The following is a 23,649-nucleotide window of genomic DNA, read 5'->3' as shown; positions in this document are numbered from 1 at the left end:
CGGCATCCGCGCCGCCGCGCCCCCCAAGGACACCGCATGCTGCCCGCCCCGCTGAACCTGCAAGCCTGGATCGAAGACCACCGACACTTGCTGAAACCGCCGGTGGGCAACAAGTGCATCTACGCCGGCGACTTCATCGTGATGGTGGTCGGCGGGCCGAACGCACGCGCGGACTTCCACTACGACGAAGGCCCGGAGTGGTTCTACCAGCTCGAAGGCGAGATGCTGCTGAAGGTCCAGGAAGACGGCGCGGTGCGTGAGATACCGATCCGCGCCGGCGAGACCTTCCTGCTGCCGCCGAAGGTGCCGCATTCGCCGCAGCGCGGGCCCGATTCGGTGGGCCTGGTGATCGAACGCCAGCGCCTGCCGCAAGAGAACGACGGCCTGCAGTGGTACTGCGAACGCTGCAATCACCTGCTGTACGCAGAATACTTCCCGCTGCGCAACATCGAGACCGATTTCCCACCGGTGTTCGCGCGCTTCTATGCCTCCGAGACGTTGCGCACCTGCGACCAATGCGGACAGCTGCACCCGCTGCCGGCGCCCGCCACCGCGCCGTGAGCGCCTTCGCCGACCGCGGTGCCGGGTCCGCGCTGCTGCACAGCCTGATCGCTCTGAAACCGCGCGACGTTCCGCTGCGCGTCGCCCTGCGCAACACCTTCGCGGTGGTCGCCCCGCTCGCCGTGGGCGTGGCCGGCGGCCATGCCGAACTCGGCCTGGCGATGGCCACCGGCGCGCTGAACACCATGTTCTCCGACCAGCCGGGGCCATACCGTGCGCGCATGCAACGCATGCTGATGGCGGCGCTGGCCGCCGGCGGCGCGGCGCTGCTGGGCATGCTGATCGGCGCGCATACCGCGGCGCTGGTGCTGGCGGCGCTGCTGCTGGGGCTGGGCGGCGGCCTGCTGGTGGCGCTGGGCCCGGTCGCGGCGCGGGTCGGGCTGACCAGCATGATCCTGCTGGTGGTCAGCGCCGACGTGCGCCTGCCGGCGGCGCAGAGCGTCGGCGTGGCCGCGCTGATCTTCGCCGGCGGCGTGCTGCAGATGCTGATGGCGCTGGCCGCCTGGCCGCTGCAGCGCTACCGCCCGGAGCGGTTCGCGCTGGCCGAACTGATGCGGCAGCTGGCCGGCATCGCCCGCCAGCGGCCGAGCGCGACGCTGGCGCCGCCGGCCACCGAGGCGGTGCTCAAGGCGATGGTGATGCTGCACGGCGAGCATCGCTCGCGTGGGCTGGCGGTGCAGTCGTTCCGGATCATCGCCGAGCTGTGCGAACGCGCGCGGCTGGAACTGCTGACCCTGGCCGACCTGCACGGGCGCCTGGACGAGGTGTCGCCCGCGCGGCTGCCGATCGAGCGCGTGCTGGAACGCAGCGCGGTGGTGCTGGACCAGCTCGCCTACGCGCTGGACAACGCCGAGGATCCTGCCGCGGCGGAAGCCTCGATGACCGGCTTCGACGATCTGGCCGACGCGCTGGCGCAAGCGCAGGCGCAGGCCGCGGACACCCGCGAGCGGCGCCTTCTGCGTATTGCCGTGGCCCGCGTGCAGAGCCTGGGCGGGCAGCTGCGCGCGCTGGTGCGCAACGGCCACTGGGCCAGCAGCCGCGGCGAGATCCAGGCCGAGCTGGCCGAGGCCAGGCTGCCGGCGGCGCTGCGTCCCCTGGCGCCGCTGCAGACCCTGCGCGCCAACCTCGGCTTCTGCTCGGTCGCGTTCCGGCATGCCTTGCGCTGCGGCGTGTGCCTGAGCCTGGCGGTGCTGTTCGCACGCTGGCAGGCGATCCCGCACGGCTACTGGATCCCGATGACCACCGCGATCGTGCTCAAACCGGATTTCGGCGGCACCCTCAGCTTCGGCGCGCTGCGCGTGGCCGGCACCTTCGCCGGACTGGTGCTGGCCACCGTGCTGGCCCACTTCACGATGGATGGCGCGGTGGTGCGGCTGCTGTTGCTGACCGTGTTCTGCCTGGGCTTCCGCCTGCTGACCCAGGTCAACTACGGCCTCGGCGTGGCCTCGCTGACCGGCATGCTGGTGTTGCTGCTGTCGTTCGAGGGCATGGCCCCGGGCGAGGCGATCGGCGAGCGCATCCAGGCCACCGTGCTCGGCAGCGCGCTGGCGTTACTCGCCTACGCACTGTGGCCGACCTGGGAGCGCCTGCATATCCGCGCCACCCTGGCCCAGCTGCTGCTGGCCTACCGCGACCATCTCGCCGCGCTGCTCGAGGGCCGCCTGCAGGCGCTGCCAGAGACCCGCGCCGCGTCGCGCACCGCACGCACCAACGTGCAGGCCTCGATCGAGCGCCTGCGCGGCGAGCCGCGGCGCACGCGCAACCTGCGCGAACTGACCCTGGCCGAATCGGCGCTGGCCAACGGCAACCGCCTGCTCCGCGCCTCGCTGGCGCTGGAGGCGGTGCTGCGCGACAGCCCGTCGCTGCCGCCGCTGCCGGAGCTGGAGCAGTTCCGGCAGCAGGCGCACGCGGCGCTGACCCAACTGGCCGACAGCCTGCGCAGCGGCACCGCGCCGGCGCAGGCGACCTTGCGCAACGACGAACGGCGCCTGGCCGAGGCGCTGGCCGCGCACCTGCAGGAGGCCGGCGACGGCGCGGCGCTGGCCGCGCTGGCCGACACCAGCGACCGCGTCGCCGACAGCGTCGGCACCCTCACTCACCTGCTGCGCGGCGCCATGCTGCCGGCCGCCGCCACGGCCGCCGACGAAGCGCCGCAGCGCGACCGGTAGACTGTGCCCTCGCCCTGCTGCCCGCTGCCGATGAACGAGATCCTGACCCGCCACCACGCCACCGCGCTCGACGCCGCCGACCCGCTGCGCGAACTGCGCGGCCAATTCCTGTTCCCCCAGCACCAGGGCGCCGACCAGACCTACCTCGTCGGCCATTCGCTCGGCCTGCAGCCGCGCGGCGCCCGCGCCGCGGTGCAGGAGGTGCTGGACAAATGGGCGGCGCTGGCGGTGGAAGGCCACTTCAGCGGCGACACGCAGTGGATGACCTACCACGAACTGCTGGCCGCGCCGCTGGCGCAGCTGGTCGGCGCGCTGCCGCACGAAGTGGTGGCGATGAATACGCTGACGGTGAACCTGCACCTGCTGATGGTCAGCTTCTACCGCCCCACCCGCGAGCGCCCGGCGATCCTGACCGAGGCCGGCGCGTTCCCGTCCGACCAGCATGCGCTGGCCTCGCAGATCCGCTTCCACGGCTTCGATCCGGCCACCGAGCTGATCGAAGTGCAGCCGGACGGCGCCGACGGCATCGTGTCGCTGGCGGCGATCGAACGCGCCATCGCCGAACACGGCCCGCGCCTGGCGCTGGTGCTGTGGCCGGGCGTTCAGTACCGCACCGGGCAGGCCTTCGACCTGGACGCGGTGGCGCGGCTGGCGCGCACGGCCGGCGCCGCGGTCGGCTTCGATCTGGCGCATGCGGTCGGCAACATCCCGCTGAGCCTGCACGACAGCGCGCCCGATTTCGCGGTGTGGTGCCACTACAAGTACCTCAACGCCGGCCCCGGCGCGGTCGCCGGCGCCTTCGTGCACGAACGCCACGGCCACGGCGACACCCCGCGCTTCGCCGGCTGGTGGGGCCACGACAAGCGCACCCGCTTCCAGATGCGGCAGGAGTTCGTCGCCGCACCCGGCGCGGACGGCTGGCAGCTGAGCAATCCGCCGATCCTGAGCATGGCGCCGCTGCGCGCCTCGTTGGAACTGTTCGAGCGCGCCGGGCTGCCGGCGCTGCGGCGCAAGTCGCTGCAGCTCACCGGCTACCTGGAGACGCTGATCCGCGCGCGCCTGGCCGCGACCTTGCAGATCCTCACCCCCGCCGACCCGGCGCAGCGCGGCTGCCAGCTGTCGCTGCGCGTGATCGGCGGGCGCGAGCGCGGCCGCGCGCTGTTCGAGTACCTGCAGTCGGTCGGCGTGCTCGGCGACTGGCGCGAGCCGGACGTGATCCGGATCAGCCCGGTGCCGCTGTACAACCGCTATTGCGATGTCTACCGCTTCGTCGAAGAAGTGGAAACCTGGGCCGGCGTCTGAGCCGCCCCCTCCTGCGCGGCCGAGGCCGCGCGTCTTGCCGGATCTTTCCTTGAGCGCCTCCCCCCGCAGCATCACCCTGATCGGCGCCGGCCTGGCCGGCTCCCTGCTCGCCATCCTGCTCTCGCGCCAGGGCTGGCGCGTCACCGTCTACGAGCGCCGCGGCGACCCGCGCATCCAGGACTACGAGCGCGGCCGCTCGATCAACCTGGCCCTGGCCGAGCGCGGCCTGCACGCGTTGCGCCAGGCCGGCGCCGATGCCGCGGTGATGGCCAAGGCGGTGATGATGCGCGGGCGCATGGTGCACTTCGCCGACGGCCGCCAGCAGTTGCAGCGCTATGGCCGCGACGATAGCGAGGTGATCTGGTCGGTGCACCGCAACGACCTCAACATCACCCTGCTGCAGCTGGCCGAACAGGCCGGCGCGCAGATCCACTTCTACCGGCGCCTGCATACGGTGGACTTCGACGCCGGCTACGCGCGCTTCATCGACGACCGCGACGACCAGCCGCACGACATCCGCTTCCACAGCATGATCGGCGCCGACGGTGCCGGCTCGGCGCTGCGCGCGGCGATGCAGCGCAAGTCGCCGATGGCCGAGCACACCGAGTTCCTGGACCATTCGTACAAGGAACTGGAAATCCCGCCCAACGCCGACGGCAGCTTCCGCATCGAGGCCAACGCGCTGCACATCTGGCCGCGCGGGCACTACATGTGCATCGCCCTGCCCAACGACGAAGGCACCTTCACCGTCACCCTGTTCCTGCCGAACGAAGGCGAGCCCAGTTTCGCCACCATACGCAGCGGCGCGGAAGCCATGGCGTTGTTCGAACGCGACTTCGCCGACGCGCTGCCGCTGATGCCGCAACTGGCCGAACACTGGGAACAGCACCCGCCTGGCCTGCTCGGCACGCTGCGGCTGCAGCGCTGGCACCTGGACGGGCGCGCGGTGCTGCTCGGCGACGCTGCGCACGCGATGGTGCCGTTCCACGGCCAGGGCATGAACTGCGCGTTCGAGGACTGCGTGGCGTTGGCGACGCACCTGCAGCGCGAACCAGACCTGGGCCGCGCCTATGCCGCGTTCGAAGCCCAGCGCAAGCCCAACGCCAGCGCGATCCAGCAGATGGCGCTGGAAAACTACATCGAGATGCGCGACCGCGTCGGCGATGCAGGCTTCCTGCTGCAGCGCCAGCTGGAGCACGCGCTGCAGACCCGCCACCCGACCTGCTTCGTGCCGCACTACACCATGGTCACCTTCCTGCGCACGCCGTATGCGTTGGCGTTGGAGCGCAGCGAGATCCAGCGCCAGATCCTGGTGCAGGCCACGCAGGGCCACAGCGATCTGTCGCGGATCGACTGGGCCTGGCTGGAACGTACCGTACACGCGCGCCTGGCACCGCTGGACGGCGCGCATTGAGGCGATCTTGCCTTACCCTGAAGGAGCGGCATTAGCGGTAGCCTTGGTCGCGGCTGAAGCCGCTCTTACGAAAAGCGAACCCACACGCACTCCCCCACACCGCTCTGGTCCAACCATGCCCGACAGCTTTCTGTTCTACGACCTGGAAACCTTCGGCGCCGATCCGCGGCGCACGCGCATCGCCCAATTCGCGGCGCTGCGCACCGATGCGGCGCTGCACCCGGTCGAAGAGCCGATCAGCTTCTTCGTGCAGCCTGCCGACGACCTGCTGCCCTCGCCGATCGCCACGCTGATCACCGGCATCGCCCCACAACAGGCCTTGCGCGACGGCATCAACGAGGCCGACGCGTTCGCGCGCATCGCCGAGCAGATGGCGCGGCCGCAGACCTGCACGCTGGGCTACAACTCGCTGCGCTTCGACGACGAATTCGTGCGCCACGGCCTGTTCCGCAATTTCCACGATCCGTACGAGCGCGAGTGGCGCGGCGGCAATTCGCGCTGGGACCTGCTGGACATGCTGCGGCTGATGCACGCGCTGCGCCCGGACGGCATCGTCTGGCCGCAACGCGAGGACGGCGCCACCTCGTTCAAGCTGGAACAGCTGGCGCTGGCCAACGGCGTGCGCGACGGCGACGCGCACGAGGCGCTGTCCGACGTCTACGCCACCATCGGCATGGCGCGGCTATTCCGCGAACACCAGCCGCGGCTGTGGGACTACGCGCTGAAACTGCGCGACAAACGCTTCTGCGGCGGCCTGCTCGACGTGGTGGCGATGCAACCGGTGCTGCACGTGTCGATGCGCTATCCGGCAACGCGCCTGTGCGCGGCGCCGGTGCTGCCGCTGGCGCGGCATCCGCGCATCGACAGCCGGGTGCTGGTGTTCGACCTGGAAGGCGATATCGAACCGCTGCTGCGCTATACGCCCGAGCAGATCGCCGACCGCCTGTACACGCCGCAGGCCGACCTGCCCGAAGGCGAACAGCGCATCCCGTTGAAGGAAGTGCACCTGAACAAGGCGCCGGCGCTGGTCGCCTGGGCGCATCTGCGCGATCCGGATTTCGCGCGCCTGCAGATCGACCCGGCGCAGATCCTGGCCAAAGCCGCGCGCCTGCGCGAGGCCGGGCCGGAACTGGCCGAGAAGGTGCGCCGCGTGTTCGGCAACGAACGCGCATCGGCCCCGGCCGACGTGGATGCCTCGCTGTACGACGGTTTCCTGGCCGACGCCGACAAGCGCGCGATGGCGCAGGTGCGCGCCACCCCGCCGGCGCAGCTGGCGCCGCTGGAATCCGGCTTCCGCGATCCGCGTCTGCCCGAACTGCTGTTCCGCTATCGCGCGCGCAACTGGCCGCAGACGCTATCGATCGCCGAGCAGGGCCGCTGGGACGACTACCGGCGCGGGCGCCTGCACGGCGACAGCGACCTGTCCGAACTGGGCTTCGACGCCTACCACGCGCAGCTGGCCGATTTACGCTCGGCTCACCCCGACGATGCTACCAAGCAAGCCCTGCTCGACCAGCTGGCCGCTTGGGGCCAGGACCTGCAACGCACCCTATGACCGCTTATTTCAGCGCCGCCAGCTTCAAGTTCCTGCGTGCCCTGGCGCGGCACAACGACAAGGTCTGGTTCAACGACAACCGGCACAAGTACGAGGAACACGTGCGCCAGCCGTTCCTGCGCCTGATCACCGACCTGCAGCCGGACCTGGCCCAGGTCAGCCAACATTTCCGCTCCGACCCGCGCGGGGTCGGCGGCTCGCTGTTTCGCATCCATCGCGACGCGCGCTTCTCCCACGACAAATCGCCGTACAAGACCTGGCAGGGCGCGCGCCTGTTCCATGAGCGGCGCAAGCAGGTGCCGGCGCCGTCGTTCTACCTCCACCTGCAGCCGGGCGAGAGCTTCGTCGGCGCCGGCCTGTGGCATCCGGAAGCGGACACGCAGCGCAAAGTGCGCCAGTTCATCTTCAACAACCCCGGCAGCTGGAAAGCCGCCGCGCACGCGCCGAAGCTGCGCCGCCGCTTCGATTTCGAGGCCACGGAAATACTGGTGCGGCCGCCGCGCGGCTTTCCCGCCGAGTTCGAATTCATTGACGACCTCAAGCACAAGAACTGGGTGTTCTGGCGCCAGCTCGACGACGCCACCATGACCGGGCCGAAACTACGCTCGCTGGTGGCCGCCGATCTGCAGACGCTGGCCCCGTTCGTGGATTACCTGTGCGCGGCGCTGGATCTGGAATTCTAGAGATGGCCGTGCTCCCACAGGCACAGGAACTTGCGGCCTGTTGGCAGGGTGCACTGTTGGAGGGACTTCAGTCACGACGCTGCCCAGTCGCGGCACGTCCACCGCTTCGTTCGTCGCGACTGAAGTCGCTCCTACAAGGTGCTTGCGGTTTGCTCCCAGGTTGCACTGCAGGAGCGGCTTCAGCCGCGACAGACAAGCAAAACCGCCAAGGTTCCTGGCGTCGTTCGTCGCGGCTGAAGCCGCTCCACAAAAGCTTGTGAACCACGAGGCACAGGATGAAAAAATGGCTGGCCTTGCTGTTCCTCGCCCTGCTCACGCTCGGCGGCTATGTCGTCGCCGGGCCCTACTTGGCGATCCGCGGTATCAGCCAGGCGCTGCAGCAGCGCGATGCGGCGGCGCTGGAGCGCTATGTCGACTTCCCCACCCTGCGGGTCAACCTGAAGGCACAGGTGAACGATGCGTTGCTGCGCCGCGCCGGGCCGGACCTGCAGTCCGGCCTGTTCGGCGGCGCGCTGCTGTCGCTGGCCGGCAGCGTCAGCGGCATCGGCGTGGATGCGATGGTCACCCCGGCCGGGATCGGCGCGCTGCTGCAAGGCGATGCGCTATGGAAACGCGCCAGCGGCGACACCGCCGGCGGCGACACCTACGCCGCGCCGCGTCCGCCGCAACCGTTGCGGCAGGCCGAACACCGCTTCGAATCGACCTCGCGCTTCGTCGCCACCCTCCACACCGCCGACGGCACCGCAGTACCCTGCGTGTTCACCCGCGACGGGCTGCGCTGGAAGCTCAGCAACATCCTGCTGCCGTTGTAGGAGCTGCGTCGGCCGCGACATCGGCGCCGGAAGAAACATCAGTCGCGACTGATGGTCCGAGGCCACCCAGAGTCACTACAGGAAGCTTGCGACCGAATCGGTGAGTGCAGGCTTCCCCCCCCCACAGATTGCCAACACCATAGCGGCTTCCCACTCCGCCCGTCGCGACTGAAGTCGCTCCCACAAGAGACTTGCGGCAAGCCGGCTGGCTGCACTGTGGGAGGGACTTCAGTCCAGACTGCTCGATGCATCCGCCCCAACAAGGGGCCGGAGCCAAGGTGCTATCCGCCTGCGCTCGTCGCGACTGAAGCCGCTCCCACTGCGACGGGCGGCATGTCGCAGCGACGCGCCGCTCAGCGGCGCCAGGCGGTCGTCTCAAGCGCGCGCTGCAGGCGCTGGAACGTGGGCCGCAGTTGCCAGCGCGCCGACCACGACAGGCGCGCCAGCGTAGCGCGCGCATCCAGCGCCTGCACATCGCCGGTCCAGGCGAACACCACATGGTTGTCAAGTTCCGGCTCGTCCATGCGCAGCACGCGGCCGCCGAAGATCTTGCGCAAGTGCGCCACGTGCTGGCGGGTGTCGGTGGCGTACAGGTTCACCGCCAGCACGCCGCCGGGCGTCAGCGCGGCGTGGCACGCATCGTAGAAACCGCGCGTGCGCAGCGCTGCGGGAATGCCCTCGGCATCGTAGGCATCGAGCAGCAACAGATCGTAGCGGCCGCGGCGCTGCGGCAGCAGCTGCGCGCCGTCGCCGTGCAGCGCCTGGAAGCGCGCATCGTCAGCCGGGATGTGGAAAGCGTCGCGCAGCGCCAGCACGTCGGCATCGGCCTCGATCGCCTCGATCCGCGCCTGTGGCAAGTGCCGGTAACAGAATTTGGCCTGCGAGCCGCCGCCCAGGCCGACGATGCCGATGCAGCGCGGCTCCGGCCGCAGCAGCAGCGCACCGAGCATGCTGCGGGTATAGCCCACCTCCAGCAGGTGCGGCCACCAGGTGAGCATCCGGCTCTGGGTCACTTCGCCCTTGAACTGCAGGCTGGTGTAGCGCCAGCCGCGTTCCAGATAGGGCTGTCCCGGATGCAGCGCGTGCGCCTGCGCCCGGTCGGGCCGCAGCAGCTGGCGCAGCGTGGCCCAGCGACCGCCTGCGCCGCGATTGCCGCCGGAGGCCGCGCTCACGGCTTGGCGATGAGGTTGGCCACGCCATGCGGCACGTGCCCGGCGGCCACGCGCTCGCGTGCGGCGCTGTCGATGTTGTGCTGCGAGTCGTCGAAGAAGATGTCGGCGCCGAACGCCTGCAGGAACGGCCCCTTGTGGCGGCCGCCGAGGAACAGCGCCTCGTCCAGGCGCACGCCCCACTCGCGCAACGTGCGGATCACCCGCTCGTGCGCCGGCGCCGAACGCGCGGTGACCAGCGCAGTGCGGATCGGCGAGGCCTCGCCGGCCGGGAACGCAGACTGCAAGGCATGCAGCGCGGACAGGAAATTGCGGAACGGCCCGCCGGTCAGCGGCTCGCGCGCATTCTCACGCTCGTAGCGGCCGAACGCTTCCACCCCCTGCTCGCGCGAGAAACGCTCGCCCTCGTCGCCGAAGATCACCGCATCGCCGTCGAAGGCGATGCGCAGCTGCGTGGACAGGCGCTCGGAATCGATCGCCCCGGCCGCCGCAGCCGCCTCTTGCGCATGTTCGCCCGGCGCCTTGGGCAAGATCGTCGCCGCGGCGATGCCGTGACTCAGCGCGCGCCGCACCGATTCCGGATTGGCCGACAGGAACAGGTCGGTGCCGAACGGCTTGACGTAGGGCCAGGTGGCCTCGCCGGAGGTGAAGGTGGCGCGGACGATGCCTAGCCCGTAGTGCTGGATCGAATTGAAGATGCGCAGCCCGGTGTCGGCGGAATTGCGCGACAGCAGGATCACCTCCACCGGCGGAGTCTCCGGCGGCGTGCCCTGGTTCAGCGCCAGCAGCTTGCGCACCACCGGAAACGCCACGCCTGGCGCCAGCACATCGTCCTCGCGCTCGCGCTGGTACGCGCTGTATGCCTCCACCCCTTCCTTCTCGAACAGGGCATGGCCCTCTTCCAGATCGAACAGGGCACGCGAGGTGATCGCGACGGTGAGCAGGCGGGGGGCGTTGTCGGACATTGGGGGTTCGCGGGCTGGGGCTGGGGCTGGGGCTCGGACGAGGGGACCAGGGAACGGGGACCGAAAAGCGTCTCACGGCAAAGTTTAGCCGAGCGCCGGCGGTGCATCAGATGAGCGGCGCCCGCATTTCACGGGTCCCTGGTCCCCGGTCCCGCAATTCACACCATGAACTGCTCGCTCAATATCCGCTCTTCCAGGTTGTGCTCCGGATCGAACAGCAAGGCGACCAGACGGTCGCGCGATTCGCGGATGGTGACTTCGACCACGTCGCGGGTCTCATGCGAGTCGGCGGTGACGCTGACCGGGCGCTTGTACGGATCGAGCACGCGCAGCCGCACTTCGATGTCGGCCTTGAGGATCGCGCCGCGCCAGCGCCGCGGCCGGTACGGGGCGATCGGGGTCAGCGCCAGCGTGTGCGAACCCAGCGGCAGGATCGGCCCGTGCGCCGAGGAGTTGTAGGCGGTACTGCCGGCTGGTGTGGCCACCATCACCCCGTCGCAGATCAGTTCATCGACCCGGGTCTGGCCGTTGAGGTCGATGCTGACATGCGCGGCCTGGCGGGTCTGCCGCAGCAGCGACACTTCGTTGTAGGCCAGCGAACCGGTGGTGGTGCCGGACTCGGTCTGCGCCAGCATCTCCAGCGGCCGCAGCTTGGCCGGCTCGGCGTGCGCCAGGCGCACGGCAAGATCGTCGTCGCGGAACTGGTTCATCAGGAAACCGACCGATCCCAGCTTCATGCCGAACACCGGTTTGCCCAGGCTGCCGTGGCGATGGAGGGTCTGCAGCATGAACCCGTCGCCGCCGAGCGCGCACAGCACGTCGGCCTCGGCCGGCGCGCAATCGCCATAGCGTGCGATCAGCTGATCGCGCGCCGCCCCCGCAGGCGGCGCGCTGCTGGCAAGAAAACAGATACGGGGAGCGGACGGCAGCACGGAAGTATTCATGGCCTTGATCATACCCGGCGCGCCGGTGACCCGCGCGCCCTCGCCCGCACGCTTGGACTCGAACAGTCGCAACGGCGAGCCGAACAAACTCGGCCCGCGCCATGCCGGCCGTGGAACGCCATGCTGACGCTGATCGAACCGCATTACCCGCTTTCGGGCCAGCCTTGGCGTCAGCCCTACCGGTTGGAGACGATGCTGCGGATCCACGTTCTGCAGCAGTGATACGCGCTGAGCGACCCTGGAGCGGAGGAGGCGCTGCACGACACGGTCGCGATACGCCGTTTTGACAAGATCGGCGGTCTGGATGACGTGCCGGAGGAGACCACGATCCTGAACTTTCGCCGGTTGCTGGAGAGGCACGATCTGGCGCGCCAGCTGTTCAACCGGGTGAACGCGTATCTGTCGCGCAAGGGCCAGAGCTTGCCGGGTGGGACCATCGTGGACGCAACGATTATCTGTGCACCCAGTTCGACCAATAGCAAGGACGGCGAACGCGATCCGCAGATGCACCAGACCAAGAAGAGTAATCAGTACGACTTCGGGATGAAGGCGCACCCTGGGGTGAACGATGACTCCGGAGTTGGTGCATCACCTGGAATGCACACGGCAGCCAACGTGGCCGACGTCGCACAGGTTTAGGAAGCGTTGATCAGAGCATCCCTAAAACGTGAAATCCCCGCTCTTCAGGCGAACCGCTGCCCAGTTGAGCCACGCATTGCAGCTTAGCATTGAGATTCTGAGGAAACCTCGGGGCCAGAGGAGATGTCTGATTCAAACGCATACTTCTCTCTGGCCCCGTTGTTTCAACCCTCATGCTCGGCGCGGACTGCCAACGTGTGTAGTTGCAAGTTATCCGCCTCCTTTGAAAGAGGAATGACAGATGGAGCCTATTCGCTCCCGCACGCCAAGTCCTGCTCGCGAGCTTCAGGCAGGATTTCAGCTGGAGGCGGTCCAGCCCATTGCGGATCGGTTGGTGTCTATGCCTGCCAACAGTCCCCTGGATGGCTTGCCCGCTCGGCGGATGGAGTCCCGGGCCAGTCCGCCGCCCTCCCCTGCACGCTCGCCTGCGTTTTCAGCGGGCAGCTTGAGCGACATGCTGCGTCAGCAGATTGATCCGTCGCTTTTTGCTGGATCGCCTTTTGATTTATTGCCTCCCTTCGCCGCTGCTCGTGCAGAGGCTGCTCCAGGAGAGGGGGATGAGGTGCAATCGGGTCTGCGTACAGCAGATGACCCGCAGCCCCCCGTGCGCGTAGCTGTCACTGCCGCGCGGCCGCAGCGCGCCAAGCCGGCCCGGCGGCCACGGCGTGCTGCGCAAACATCCGATGCTTCGCCTGCAGCACATGTGGATCTAAGCACGTTCGGCTACAGCCAGCAGCAGCAGGAGAAGATCAAACCGAAGGTGCGTTCGACAGTGGCGCAGCACCACGAGGCACTGGTCGGCCATGGGTTTACACACGCGCACATCGTTGAGCTCAGCAGACACGTGGCAGCGTTAGGGACCATCGCTGGCAGGTATCAAGACATAATCGCGGTGTTGCCAGAGGCGAAACACGAAGACATCGTCGGCGTTGGCAAACAGAAGTCGGGCGCACGGGCCCTGGAGGCCTTGCTAACGGTGGCGGAAGATTTGAGAGGTCCACCGTTACAGTTGGACACAGGCCAACTCCTCAAGATTGCAAAACGTGGCGGCGTGACCGCGGTGGAGGCCGTGCATGCATCGCGCAATGCGCTGACTGGCGCCCCCCTGCACCTGCTCCCGGACCAAGTGGTGGCCATCGTCAGCAATAATGGCGGCAAGCTGGCGCTGGGGACAGTGCAGCGGCTGTTGCCGGTGCTGTGCAAGCCCCCCTATGGCCTCACCCCGGAGCAGGTGGTGGCCATTGCCAGCAATAATGGCGGCAAGCAGGCGCTGGAGACGGTGCAGCGGCTGTTGCCCGTGCTGTGCAAGCCACCCTATAGCCTGACCCCGGACCAGGTGGTGGCCATCGCCAGCAAGATCGGGGGCAAACAGGCGCTGGAGACGGTGCAGCGGCTGTTGCCCGTGCTGTGCAAGCCACCCTATGGCCTGACCCCGGAGCAGGTGGTGGCCATCGCCAGCAATAATGGCGGCAAGCAGGCGCTGGAGACGGTGCAGCGGCTGTTGCCCGTGTTGTGCAAGCCCCCCTATGGCCTGACCCCGGACCAGGTGGTGACCATCGCCAGCCACGATGGCGGCAGGCAGGCGCTGGAGACGGTGCAGCGGCTGTTGCCGGTGCTGTGCAAGCCACCCTATGGCCTGACCCCGAACCAAGTGATAGCCATCGCCAGCAATGGCGGTGGCAAGCAGGCGCTGGAGACGGTGCAGCGGCTGTTGCCGGTGCTGTGCAAGCCCCCCTATGGCCTGACCCCGGACCAGGTGGTGGCCATCGCCAGCCATGATGGCGGCAAGCAGGCGCTGGAGACGGTGCAGCGGCTGTTGCCCGTGCTGTGCAAGCCACCCTATTGCCTGACCCCGGACCAGGTCGTGGCCATCGCCAGCAATGGCGGTGGCAAGCAGGCGCTGGAGACGGTGCGGCGGCTGTTGCCGGTGCTATGCAAGCCCCCCTATCGCCTGACACCGGACCAGGTCGTAGCCATCGCCAGCAATGGGGGTGGCAAGCAGGCGCTGAAGACGGTGCAGCGGCTGTTGCCCGTGCTGTGCAAGCCACCCTATAGCCTGACCCCAGAGCAGGTGGTGGCCATCGCCAGCAATAAGGGCGGCAAGCAGGCGCTGGAGACAGTGCAGCGGCTGTTGCCGGTGCTGCGCAAGCCCCCCTATGGCCTGACCCCGGAGCAGGTGGTGGCCATCGCCAGCCACGATGGCGGCAGGCAGGCGCTGGAGACGGTACAGCGGCTGTTGCCAGTGCTGTGCCAGCCCCCCCATCGCCTGACCCCGAACCAGGTGGTGGCTATCGCCAGCCACGATGGCGGCAAGCAAGCGCTGGAGACGGTGCAGCGGCTGTTGCCGGTGCTGCGCAAGCCCCCCTATGGCCTGACCCCGGAGCAGGTGGTGGCCATCGCCAGCAATAATGGCGGCAAGCAGGCACTGGAGACGGTGCAGCGGCTGTTGCCGGTGCTGTGCCAGGACCATGGCCTGACCCCGGACCAGGTGGTGGCCATCGCCAGCCAAGATGGCGGCAAGCAGGCGCTGGAGACGGTGCAGCAGCTGTTGCCGGTGCTGTGCAAGCCCCCCTATGGCCTGACCCCGGACCAGGTGGTGGCCATCGCCAGCAATGGCGGTGGCAAACAGGCGCTGGAGACGGTGCAGCGGCTGTTGCCGGTGCTGTGCCAGGACTATGGCCTGACCCCGGACCAGGTGGTGGCCATCGCCAGCCAAGATGGCGGCAAGCAGGCGCTGGAAAGTATTTTTGCCCAGTTATCCAGCCCTGATCCGGCCTTGGCCGTTTTGACCAACGACCGCCTCGTCGCCTTGGCCTGCCTCGGCGGACGTCCTGCGCTGGATGCGGTGAAAAAGGGATTGCCGCGCGCGCTGGCATTGATCACAAGAACCCGTAACCTTGTTCCCGAAGGCACGGCCCATCTGGTTGCCGATGCCGCGCAAGTGGTTCGCGTGCTGGGGTTTTTCCAGTGCCACTCCCACCCAGCGCAAGCATTTCATGAAGCCATGACGCGGTTTGAGATGAGCAGTGAAGGATTGTTGCAGCTATTTCGCCGTGTGGGCGTCACAGAACTCGAAGCCCGCAGTGGAACGCTCCCCCCAGCCTCCCAGCGTTGGCACCGCATCCTTCAAGCATTAGGGATGAAGGGGGCGAAACCATCCTCTGCTTCAGCTCAAACTCCTAGCCAGGAGTCCTTGCATGCATTCGCCGATTCCCTGAAGCGTGAACTGGACGCGCCCAACCCAATTCACGAGGCAGACCGGGCTCGGGCAAGCAACCGCAAACGGTCCCGATCGGATAGTGTTGTCAACCACTCCTCTGCACAGCAGGCTGCCGAGGTGTTCGTTCCCGAACAGCGCGATGCAGCGCGTCTGCTCCCCCTCAGTAGCTGGGGTGTAAAACGCCAGCGTACCAGGATCGGGGGCGGCCTCCCGGATCCTGGTACGCCCACGAACGCCGACCTGGCAGCTTCCAGCGCTGCGTTCTTGGAACAAGCTGCAGCCTTCTTCGGAGGCGCAGGGGAAGATCCCCTGAGATTCGAAGAAGAGGAAATCGCATGGTTGATGACGCTATTGCCTCATTGAGGCTCCGCCAAATCGGCATCAAGGGTCGACAGGAGTCCGCGAAAAATTCTTTAATGGCAGTGAGTTAGCTCAATGCTGGCTTTTTTGCTAGAATCCCCCCCGCTCCTCATTGTTGAGACGATGCTGCGGATCCACGTTCTGCAGCGCTCAAAAAATCGACGACCTTCTCGCAGGAAAGGGCCGCATTGTGCAGTGGCTGTAAGAGGCGGGCTTAGACTCAACTTTCAAGTGCGACACTCCACAATCAAGTAAGGCGCCCGTATGGGAAAACGCCATGCGCCAGGCTGCGCAGTTGAAGACGCGCAGTAGCTTGCCCACGCTCCCATCATCTTCCGCCGCTTCTCCAGCATCTTGTCGCGCTTGTATGCGGCTTTGGCCTTATCCGTTATCTCATGCGCAATCACCGCCTCGGACCGGTCATCGGGGAAGTCGGTGATCTCGCTCGCCCAGTCCTTAAGCGGGGCGCGGCAAAGCCGCGGGGGACAGGCGCGGCGTGGCCCACGGCGGCGCCAACCGTTTGCGCCGCAAACGGTTGGGTCAAGCGCCGTGTGATGTCACACGCCGTGCGCCGCCAGCTGCCCGAGACGCTGCACCGCCACCGACACGGTCGGGTAGTCCAGCGCCTTCTGCGCCGATAGCTCCTGCAGCATGTTCAAGGTGAAGCGCAGGCTGCTGTCGTCGCGCTGCAACCACTGCTGCACCTTGGCCTCGGCATTGCCGCCTGGCAACGCCAGAGCCTGTCCGGCCAGCGCGCTGTGGTGCTTGGCCAGTTCGTCGCGCAGCACGCCGCGGGCCACCGCATGCCAGCGGCCGTTGACCTCCAGCGCGTCGATCTGCTCGACGATCCACGGCAGCTGCAAGGCCTCGCCGAGGCGGAAATGCAGCTTCGACACCTCCACCGGCTTGAGCTTGCGGGTGCGCGCCATCTCGATGATGTCGAACGCCGGCTCCAGGAAGCGCAGTTCCGACAGCTGCTGCGCCAGCGCCGCCGGCAGGCCCTTGTCCTGCCATTCCTGCACCAGCGCTTCGTACAGCGGGCGCTGCGAGTCCGACAGCACGCCGGAGGCGACGCGGATGTCGTTGAACGGCTCGTGGTAGCGCTCCACCGCCGCGGTGATGCCGGGCATCGGGCCGGGGCGGAACAGCAGCCAGCGCACGAACGCGCGCTGCAGCTTCCAGATCACTTCCAGCGCATCGATCTGCACCGACTCGGGCACCTGCCCATCCAGCGCGTCGATCTGCGTCCACAGCGCGCGCGCGTCCAGCGTCTCGCGGCTGATCGTGTACGCCTTGGCGACCTCGCCGATGCTGCGCCCGGTGTCTTCCTGCATGCGCATCAGGAAGGTCGCGCCCATGCGGTTGATGGTGGTGTTGGTGACCGCGGTGGCGATGATCTCGCGCTTCAGCCGGTGCCGCTCCATCGCATCGGCGTACTTCTTCTGCAGCGGCTGCGGGAAGTAGCGCTGCAGCTCCTTGGACAGGTACGGATCCTCTGGGATGTCCGATTCCAGCAGCTGCTGGAACGCGACCAACTTGGAGTAGGACAGCAGCACCGCCAGCTCCGGCCGGGTCAGGCCCTGGCCGCGCGCCTTGCGTGCGGAGATCTCCGCATCCGAGGGCAAGTATTCGATCTGCCGGTCGAGCAGGCCCTGCGCTTCCAGGGTGCGGATGAAGTGCTGCTTGGAGCCCAGGCGCTTGACGCTCATCCGCTCCATCAGGCTCAGCGCCTGGTTCTGGCGGATGTTGTCCCACAGCACCAGCTCGGCGACCTCGTCGGTCATCGACGCCAGCAGCGTGTTGCGCGCCGCCACGCTCAGCTTCCTGGCCTGCACCACGTCGTTGAGCAGGATCTTGATGTTGACTTCGTGGTCGGAGGTGTCCACACCGGCCGAGTTGTCGATGAAGTCGGTGTTGAGCAGCACCCCGACCTGCGCGGCCTCGATGCGGCCGAGCTGGGTCAGGCCCAGGTTGCCGCCTTCGCCGACGATCCTGCAGCGCAGCTCGCCGCCGTTGACGCGCAGGCCGTTGTTGGCGCGGTCGCCGACGTCGCCGTGGCTCTCGCTGGCGGCCTTGACGTAGGTACCGATGCCGCCGTTCCAGAACAGGTCAACCGGCGCCTTGAGGATGGCGTTCATCAGTTCGTTCGGCGAGAGCTGCTTGACGTTCGCCTCCAGGCCCAGCGCCTCGCGCACCGGCGCGCTGATCTCGATCGACTTCAGCGTGCGCGGATACAGGCCGCCGCCGGCGCTGATCAGCTTGGCGTCGTAGTCGGCCCAGCTGGATCGCGGCAGCTTGAACAGGCGCTCGCGCTCGGCGAACGAGGCCGCGGGATCGGGCGTCGGATCCAGGAAGATGTGGCGGTGGTCGAACGCGGCCAGCAGGCGGATGTGCCGCGACAGCAGCATGCCGTTGCCGAACACGTCGCCGGACATGTCGCCGATGCCGACCACGCTAAAGTCTTCGCTCTGGCAATCGCGGCCCAGCGCGCGGAAGTGGCGCTTGACCGACTCCCAGGCGCCGCGCGCGGTGATGCCCATGCCCTTGTGGTCGTAGCCGACCGAGCCGCCGGAGGCGAACGCGTCGCCGAGCCAGAAGCCGTGGTCGATCGCCAGCCCGTTGGCGATGTCGGAGAAGGTGGCGGTGCCCTTGTCGGCGGCGACCACCAGGTACGGATCGTCCTGGTCGTGGCGCACCACCTGCGGCGGCGCCACGATCTTGCCGCCGACGATGTTGTCGGTGATGTCGAGCAGGCCCTGGATGAACAGCTTGTAGCAGGCGATGCCTTCGGCCAGCACCGCGTCGCGGTCGCCACCAGCGGGCGAGCGCTTGCAGAAGAAGCCGCCCTTGGCGCCGACCGGCACGATCACCGTGTTCTTGACCATCTGCGCCTTGACCAGGCCCAGCACCTCGGTGCGGAAATCCTCGCGCCGGTCCGACCAGCGCAGGCCACCGCGCGCCACCGCGCCGAAGCGCAGGTGCACGCCTTCCACGCGCGGGCCGTACACGAAGATCTCACGGTACGGGCGCGGTTTGGGCAGGTCCGGCACCTTGGCCGAATCGAGCTTGAAGCTGATGCAATGACCCAGGCTGCCATCCTTGCCGGTCTGGTAGTAGCTGGTGCGCAGGGTCGCTTCGATCACGCCCTTGAAGCTGCGCAGGATGCGGTCCTCGTCGAGGCTGGCGACCTGGTCGAACAGCTTCAGCAGCGCGGCGTTGGCCGCCTCCAGCTGCGCGGCGCGGTCGCCGCCGCGCGCGTCGATCACCGTGTGCACCGCCTTCAGCGCAGCGTCGTCGGCACCCGCCAGCAGGGTCAGTTGCGCCGCCAGCGCGGCCTGGCCATCGGCGATCTGCGCCTTGCTCTCGCTGCCGGTGGCCGGATCGAAACGCGCCTCGAACAGTTCCACCAACAGCCGCGCCAGCAGCGGATAGCGGCTGCAGGTTTCTTCGACGTAGGCCTGCGAGAACGGCACGCCAGTCTGCAGCAGGTACTTGCAGTAGCCGCGCAGGATCGCCACCTGGCGCCAGCGCAGTCCGGCGCCGACGATCAGGCGGTTGAAGCCGTCGTTCTCGGCGTCGCCGCGCCAGATGCGCACGAACGCTTCGCACAGCGGCGCATCGGCGCGTTCGACGTCGAGGCTGCCGGCCAGCGGCTCCACTTCGAAGTCCTGGATGTACAGCAGCGTGCCGTCCACGGTGAGCCGGTACGGGCGTTCGGAGATCACCCGCAGGCCCAGGTTCTCCATCATCGGCAGCACGTCCGACAGCGGCAGGTCGTCGCGCTGGCGGTACAACTTCAGGCGCAGGCTGTCGGCGCCGTCGCGGCGCAGCGCCTGCAGGCTCAGGTGCAGGTCGTCGGGACCGCGCAGCGCGGCCAGGCGTTCGACGTCGCGCGCGGCGATCTGCGCGGTCGATTCCTCGATGTAGCCGGCCGGCAGCGCGCGGCCGTAGCTGGACGACAGGCGCAGGCCGTCGCGCTCGCCGCGGCTGGCGACCAGCGCCTCGCGCAGGTCGTCCTGCCAGTTGCGCAGCAGGTGCGCCAGGCGCGCTTCCAGTTCGGTGGTGTCGAATTCCAGCGCCTCGCCCGGCTTGGGCCGCACGATCAGGTGCAGCTGCGCCAGCAGCGATTCACCCAGCACCACGCTGGAATCGATGTATTCGCCGTGCAGCGCGTCCTTCAGCAAGGCCTCGATGCGCAGGCGCACGTCGGTGTTGAAGCGCTCGCGCGGGAGGTAGACCAGCGCGGAAATGAAGCGGCCGTACTTGTCGCGGCGCAGGAACAGGCGGCTGCGCACCCGCTCCTGCAGGCCGAGGATGCCCATCGCGGTGCGGTACAACTCTTCCTCGTTGGACTGGAACAGCTCCTCGCGCGGCAGCGTCTCCAGGATGTGGCGCAGCGCCTTGCCGCTGTGGCTGCTCGGGGTCAGCCCGGAGCTGCGCATCACGTAGTCGTAGCGCTCGCGCACCAGCGGGATCTCCCACGGCCGGCGGTTGTAGGCGCTGGAGGTGAACAGGCCGAGGAAGCGCTGCTCGGCGACGATGCGGCCCTTGGCGTCGAATTCCAGCACGCCGATGTAGTCCATGTAGCCGCTGCGGTGCACCCGCGAGCGCGCATTGGTCTTGGTCAGGATCAGCGCTTCCTTGATCCCCGATTCGCTGAGGCCGTGCGCGGCCAGCGTGCGCACCGGCCGCGCCGGCGACTTGTCGTGGCCGCGCAACAGGCCCAGGCCGCTGTCCTCCAGCGGCGCCAGCACGTCTTCGCCGCCCTGCTTCTCGACCCGGTACTCGCGGTAGCCGAAGAAGGTGAAGTGGTCGGCCGCGGCCCAGCGCAGGAACTCCTGCGCCTCGCGCCGGCCCTTGTCGTCCACCGGCAGGCGCCGCGTGGTCAGGTCGTCGGCAAGGGTCAGCATCTTCTCGCGCATGCCGCTCCAGTCGCGCACGATGTTGCGCACCTCGCCGAGGATGCGCCGGATCGCCACATCCACCCGCGGCATGTCCTCCGGCGGCTGCCGGTCGATCTCCAGCAACATCAGCGATTCGGGCTTGCCCTCGCCGACCGTCTCCAGCGTGCCGGCCTTGTCGCGGCTCATGCGCAACACCGGGTGGCCGAGCACGTGCACGCCGATGCCCAGCTCCGACAGCGCCATGCTCACCGAATCGACCAGGAACGGCATGTCGTCGTTGACGATCTGCAGCAGCGTGCGCGAGGACTCCCAGCCGTCCTGCTTCAGGCTAGGATTGAACACCCGCACATTGACCGTGCCCGGCTTGCGCTTGCGCGCGAACTCCAGCATCGACGCCGCCAGCGCCGCCCACTCCTGCGCGCTGTGGTGGGGAAACTCGTCCTCCTCCATGCGCCTGTAGAACTCCTCGGCGAACAGCTGCGCCTCGGCCTGGCGGCCGCTCGGATAGCGCTGGCGCAGCGCTGCGTACACCGGCTCCAGGCTGAAGCCGCCAGCGGCCGCGGCCGGCACTGCCGCGCTCGCCCGCACCGTGGCGGCCGCACGCGGCGCGGTGCGCTTGGCGGCAACCGGGGCGGCCTTGGCCGCCTTGGCGGACTTGGACGAGGTGGGAGCGGGCTTGGACGCGGACTTGCTGGAGGATCCGGCCGAGGACATGCTGGAACGGGAGGCGTCTGATTTGGGTTTCATGACGGGGAGCAACAACGATGCTCATTGGGAAAGCCGGAATTGTACCGGTGACGTGTGCAACTCCCTTGCTGCATGGCGCAAACCGGGATGGGCAGCGAAACCACACGCCACGTCGCGCGACGTCGCCAGCACGCCGCCGTCACACGGCCATCACCTGTTGCGGGAGAGCGTCGCCGATGTCGCGACTTGTTGCGATCGACGCGCTTTGCGATCGACAGCGCTGCTGTCAAGGCTGTTCTAATTCTAAACTGGACGGTATAGTCCACATTCAATGACCGCCTCCCCAGCCCCGCTCCGCCAGTCCCAGGCGCGCGATCAACGCGTGTACGCCGCTGTGCGCGAACTGTTGGCCGAAGCCGGCATGCGCCTGAGCATGGATGCGGTGGCCGCCCGCGCCGGCTGCTCCAAGCAGACACTGTACAGCCGCTACCGCAGCAAGCAGGATCTGCTGCAGCGGGTGATCCAGGACCATACCGAACTGAGCGCCACCCACCTGGGTCCGGCGCAGGGCGAACTGCGCGGCAGCCTGCTGCGGTTCGCCCGCGAGCACCTGGAACAGCTGTCCGAGCCGCGCGTGCTGCAGAGCTGCCAGCTGATCGCGGCCGAATCGCGGCATTTCCCCGAGCAGGTGCGCGCCCTGTTCCGCGACAGCGCGCAGGCGCTGATGCAGCGCCTGAGCGAGCGCCTGCAGCTGGCGGTGGCCGACGGCCAGCTGCGCCGTGACGATCCGCACTGCATGGCCGAACTGCTGTTGAGCATGATCGTCGGCATGGATTTCGAGCGCCAGCGCTTCCATACGGCGCATCGCAGCGACGCCGCGGCGCAGCGCGCCTGGGCCGAATTCGCCGTCGATGGCTTCCTGCGCGCGTTCGCCGCGCCCGCCGCCGCTTCCCTTTCGTTTTCAACACCAGACCGGAGTACCACCCGATGACCTCCCCGTTGCGTTCCCTCGCCCTGGCCTGCGCCGTCATGGTGGTGTTGGCGTCCTGCAAGAAACAAGAGGAACCGCAGGCCATGCCGCCGCCGGAAGTGGGCGTACTGGAAGCCAGGCCGCAGACGCTGCCGCTGCAGCGCGACATGGTCGGGCGCCTGTCCGCGTACCGCAGCGCCGACGTGCGCGCCCGCGTGGCCGGGGTGCTGGAGAAGCGCCTGTACACCGAAGGCACCGACGTGAAGGAAGGCCAGCCGCTGTTCCAGATCGACCCGGCGCCGCTGCGCGCCTCGCTGGCCTCGGCGCAGGGCCAGCTGGCCGCGGCCGAAGCGACCTACGCCAACGCCAAGGTCGCTGCCGGCCGTGCGCGCAGCCTGGCGCCGCAAGCCTATGTGTCCAAGTCCGACCTGGACAGCGCCGAAGCCACCGAGCGCACCTCGGCCGCTTCGGTGCAGCAGGCGCGCGCTGCGGTGGAAAGCGCACGCATCAACCTGGGCTACGCCACCGTCACCGCGCCGATCGCCGGCCGCGCCGGCAAGCAGCAGGTCACCGAAGGCGCGCTGGTCGGCCAGGGCGACACCACCCTGCTGACCACGATCGACCAGCTCGACCCGCTGTACGTGAACTTCTCGATGAGTTCGGACGAACTGGCGCAGCTGCGCCAGGCGCAGACCCAGGGCAACGTGGCACTGAACGACGCTGGCAAATCGACCGTGCAGGTCAAGCTCGGCGACGGCAGCGTCTATGCGCAATCCGGCACGCTGGACTTCTCCGACACCGCGGTGGATCCGAGCACCGGTTCGGTGACCCTGCGCGCCCTGTTGCCCAATCCGGACCGGGTGCTACTGCCCGGCGCGTTCGTCAGCTTCGCCGCCAACCTGGGAAAGCGCAATAACGCCTACCTGATCCCGCAGCAGGCGATCCAGCGCGATGCCAAGGGCGCCTACGCGCTGGTGGTCGGCAAGGACGGCAAGGTAGCGCGCAAGGATGTGGTCACGGTCGGCCAGCAGGAAGGCAAGTGGATCGTCGGCTCCGGCCTGGCCGGCGGCGACCAGATCATCGTCTCCGGCCTGCAAAAGGCCAAGGAAGGCGCGCCGGCCAAGGCCACGCCGTGGAGCCCGGACGCAGCGGGCCAGGCGCCGGGCGGCGCCGCGCCGCAGGGCCAGGCGCCCGCTGCCGCCGCGTCGCAGGACCAGGCCGCCGGCCAACCGCAGGGCGCAGCGAGCGGCGACACGCCGGCCGCCGCGGCCGATTCCAAGCCCGAGCAGCAGTAAC

General features: G+C 68.3%; 14 protein-coding genes and 1 pseudogene. 11 read left to right on the top strand and 4 right to left on the bottom strand.

Going from position 1 to position 23,649, the window contains the following annotated elements; all coding sequences use genetic code 11:
* Positions 1–36: 36 nt before the first annotated feature.
* The 7 genes from E4A48_RS05880 to E4A48_RS05850 all read left to right on the top strand — a co-directional run bounded on the left by E4A48_RS05880 (position 37) and on the right by E4A48_RS05850 (position 8,495).
* Positions 37–561, top strand: coding sequence for a 3-hydroxyanthranilate 3,4-dioxygenase (locus E4A48_RS05880; RefSeq protein ID WP_039009659.1), 525 nt, complete (start codon positions 37–39; stop codon positions 559–561).
* A 32-nt stretch (positions 562–593) separates the two neighbouring features.
* The gene (locus tag E4A48_RS05875) at positions 594–2,729 is read left to right on the top strand and encodes an FUSC family protein (protein ID WP_142743109.1); all 2,136 of its coding nucleotides are present in this window, start codon (positions 594–596) and stop codon (positions 2,727–2,729) included.
* A 30-nt stretch (positions 2,730–2,759) separates the two neighbouring features.
* Entirely contained in the window at positions 2,760–4,031 is a 1,272-nt protein-coding gene (gene kynU / locus E4A48_RS05870; RefSeq protein ID WP_142742038.1) for a kynureninase, read from the top strand.
* 49 nt (positions 4,032–4,080) lie between these two features.
* Complete coding sequence (locus E4A48_RS05865; protein ID WP_039009655.1) at positions 4,081–5,445, top strand: FAD-dependent oxidoreductase; 1,365 nt, start codon at positions 4,081–4,083, stop codon at positions 5,443–5,445.
* Between the two features lie 115 nt (positions 5,446–5,560).
* Entirely contained in the window at positions 5,561–7,000 is a 1,440-nt protein-coding gene (sbcB, locus tag E4A48_RS05860) for an exodeoxyribonuclease I (RefSeq protein ID WP_039009653.1), read from the top strand.
* Positions 6,997–7,683: a DUF2461 domain-containing protein gene (locus E4A48_RS05855; protein WP_142742037.1), complete on the top strand. Its 687-nt coding sequence runs from the start codon at positions 6,997–6,999 to the stop codon at positions 7,681–7,683. The genes sbcB and E4A48_RS05855 overlap by 4 nt, the downstream gene beginning before the upstream one ends.
* 275 nt (positions 7,684–7,958) lie before the next feature.
* Positions 7,959–8,495: a DUF2939 domain-containing protein gene (locus E4A48_RS05850; RefSeq protein ID WP_142742036.1), complete on the top strand. Its 537-nt coding sequence runs from the start codon at positions 7,959–7,961 to the stop codon at positions 8,493–8,495.
* Positions 8,496–8,848: 353 nt separating this feature from the next.
* On the opposite strand, the gene E4A48_RS05845 is transcribed toward E4A48_RS05850, so the two are convergent.
* From E4A48_RS05845 to E4A48_RS05835, 3 genes are all read right to left on the bottom strand, one after another.
* Positions 8,849–9,667 carry a spermine/spermidine synthase domain-containing protein gene (locus tag E4A48_RS05845; RefSeq protein WP_039009648.1) on the bottom strand — a complete coding sequence of 273 codons (819 nt, stop codon included), beginning with the start codon at positions 9,665–9,667 and terminating at the stop codon, positions 8,849–8,851.
* A complete protein-coding gene (locus E4A48_RS05840) occupies positions 9,664–10,629 on the bottom strand; it encodes a 5'-nucleotidase (RefSeq protein ID WP_039009647.1) in 966 nt (321 codons plus the stop codon). Before E4A48_RS05840 ends, E4A48_RS05845 begins: the two co-directional genes overlap by 4 nt.
* Before the next feature lie 158 nt (positions 10,630–10,787).
* Positions 10,788–11,558 carry an NAD kinase gene (locus E4A48_RS05835; protein WP_141696350.1) on the bottom strand — a complete coding sequence of 257 codons (771 nt, stop codon included), beginning with the start codon at positions 11,556–11,558 and terminating at the stop codon, positions 10,788–10,790.
* A gap of 9 nt (positions 11,559–11,567) precedes the next feature.
* On the opposite strand from E4A48_RS05835, the pseudogene E4A48_RS05830 reads away from it, so the two are divergent.
* A pseudogene (locus tag E4A48_RS05830) lies at positions 11,568–12,206 on the top strand (IS5 family transposase); the annotation flags it as partial.
* A 247-nt stretch (positions 12,207–12,453) separates the two neighbouring features.
* Positions 12,454–15,795 carry a type III secretion system effector avirulence protein AvrBs3 gene (avrBs3, locus tag E4A48_RS05825; protein ID WP_039009646.1) on the top strand — a complete coding sequence of 1,114 codons (3,342 nt, stop codon included), beginning with the start codon at positions 12,454–12,456 and terminating at the stop codon, positions 15,793–15,795.
* 554 nt (positions 15,796–16,349) lie between these two features.
* Here avrBs3 and E4A48_RS05815 read toward each other — a convergent pair.
* The gene (locus tag E4A48_RS05815; RefSeq protein WP_185910723.1) at positions 16,350–21,410 is read right to left on the bottom strand and encodes an NAD-glutamate dehydrogenase; all 5,061 of its coding nucleotides are present in this window, start codon (positions 21,408–21,410) and stop codon (positions 16,350–16,352) included.
* 304 nt (positions 21,411–21,714) lie between these two features.
* Between E4A48_RS05815 and E4A48_RS05810 the strand changes: the two genes are divergently transcribed.
* Both E4A48_RS05810 and E4A48_RS05805 read left to right on the top strand, forming a co-directional pair.
* Positions 21,715–22,374, top strand: a complete 660-nt coding sequence (locus tag E4A48_RS05810) for a TetR/AcrR family transcriptional regulator (RefSeq protein WP_039009643.1) — start codon at positions 21,715–21,717, stop codon at positions 22,372–22,374.
* Complete coding sequence (locus E4A48_RS05805) at positions 22,371–23,648, top strand: efflux RND transporter periplasmic adaptor subunit (protein WP_142742035.1); 1,278 nt, start codon at positions 22,371–22,373, stop codon at positions 23,646–23,648. The genes E4A48_RS05810 and E4A48_RS05805 overlap by 4 nt, the downstream gene beginning before the upstream one ends.
* Position 23,649: the final 1 nt, after the last annotated feature.

Origin of the sequence: Xanthomonas translucens pv. cerealis (assembly GCF_006838285.1) — a bacterium.
In the GTDB taxonomy this organism is placed as follows: domain Bacteria; phylum Pseudomonadota; class Gammaproteobacteria; order Xanthomonadales; family Xanthomonadaceae; genus Xanthomonas_A; species Xanthomonas_A cerealis.
This window is presented reverse-complemented; position numbering and strand designations above follow the sequence as displayed.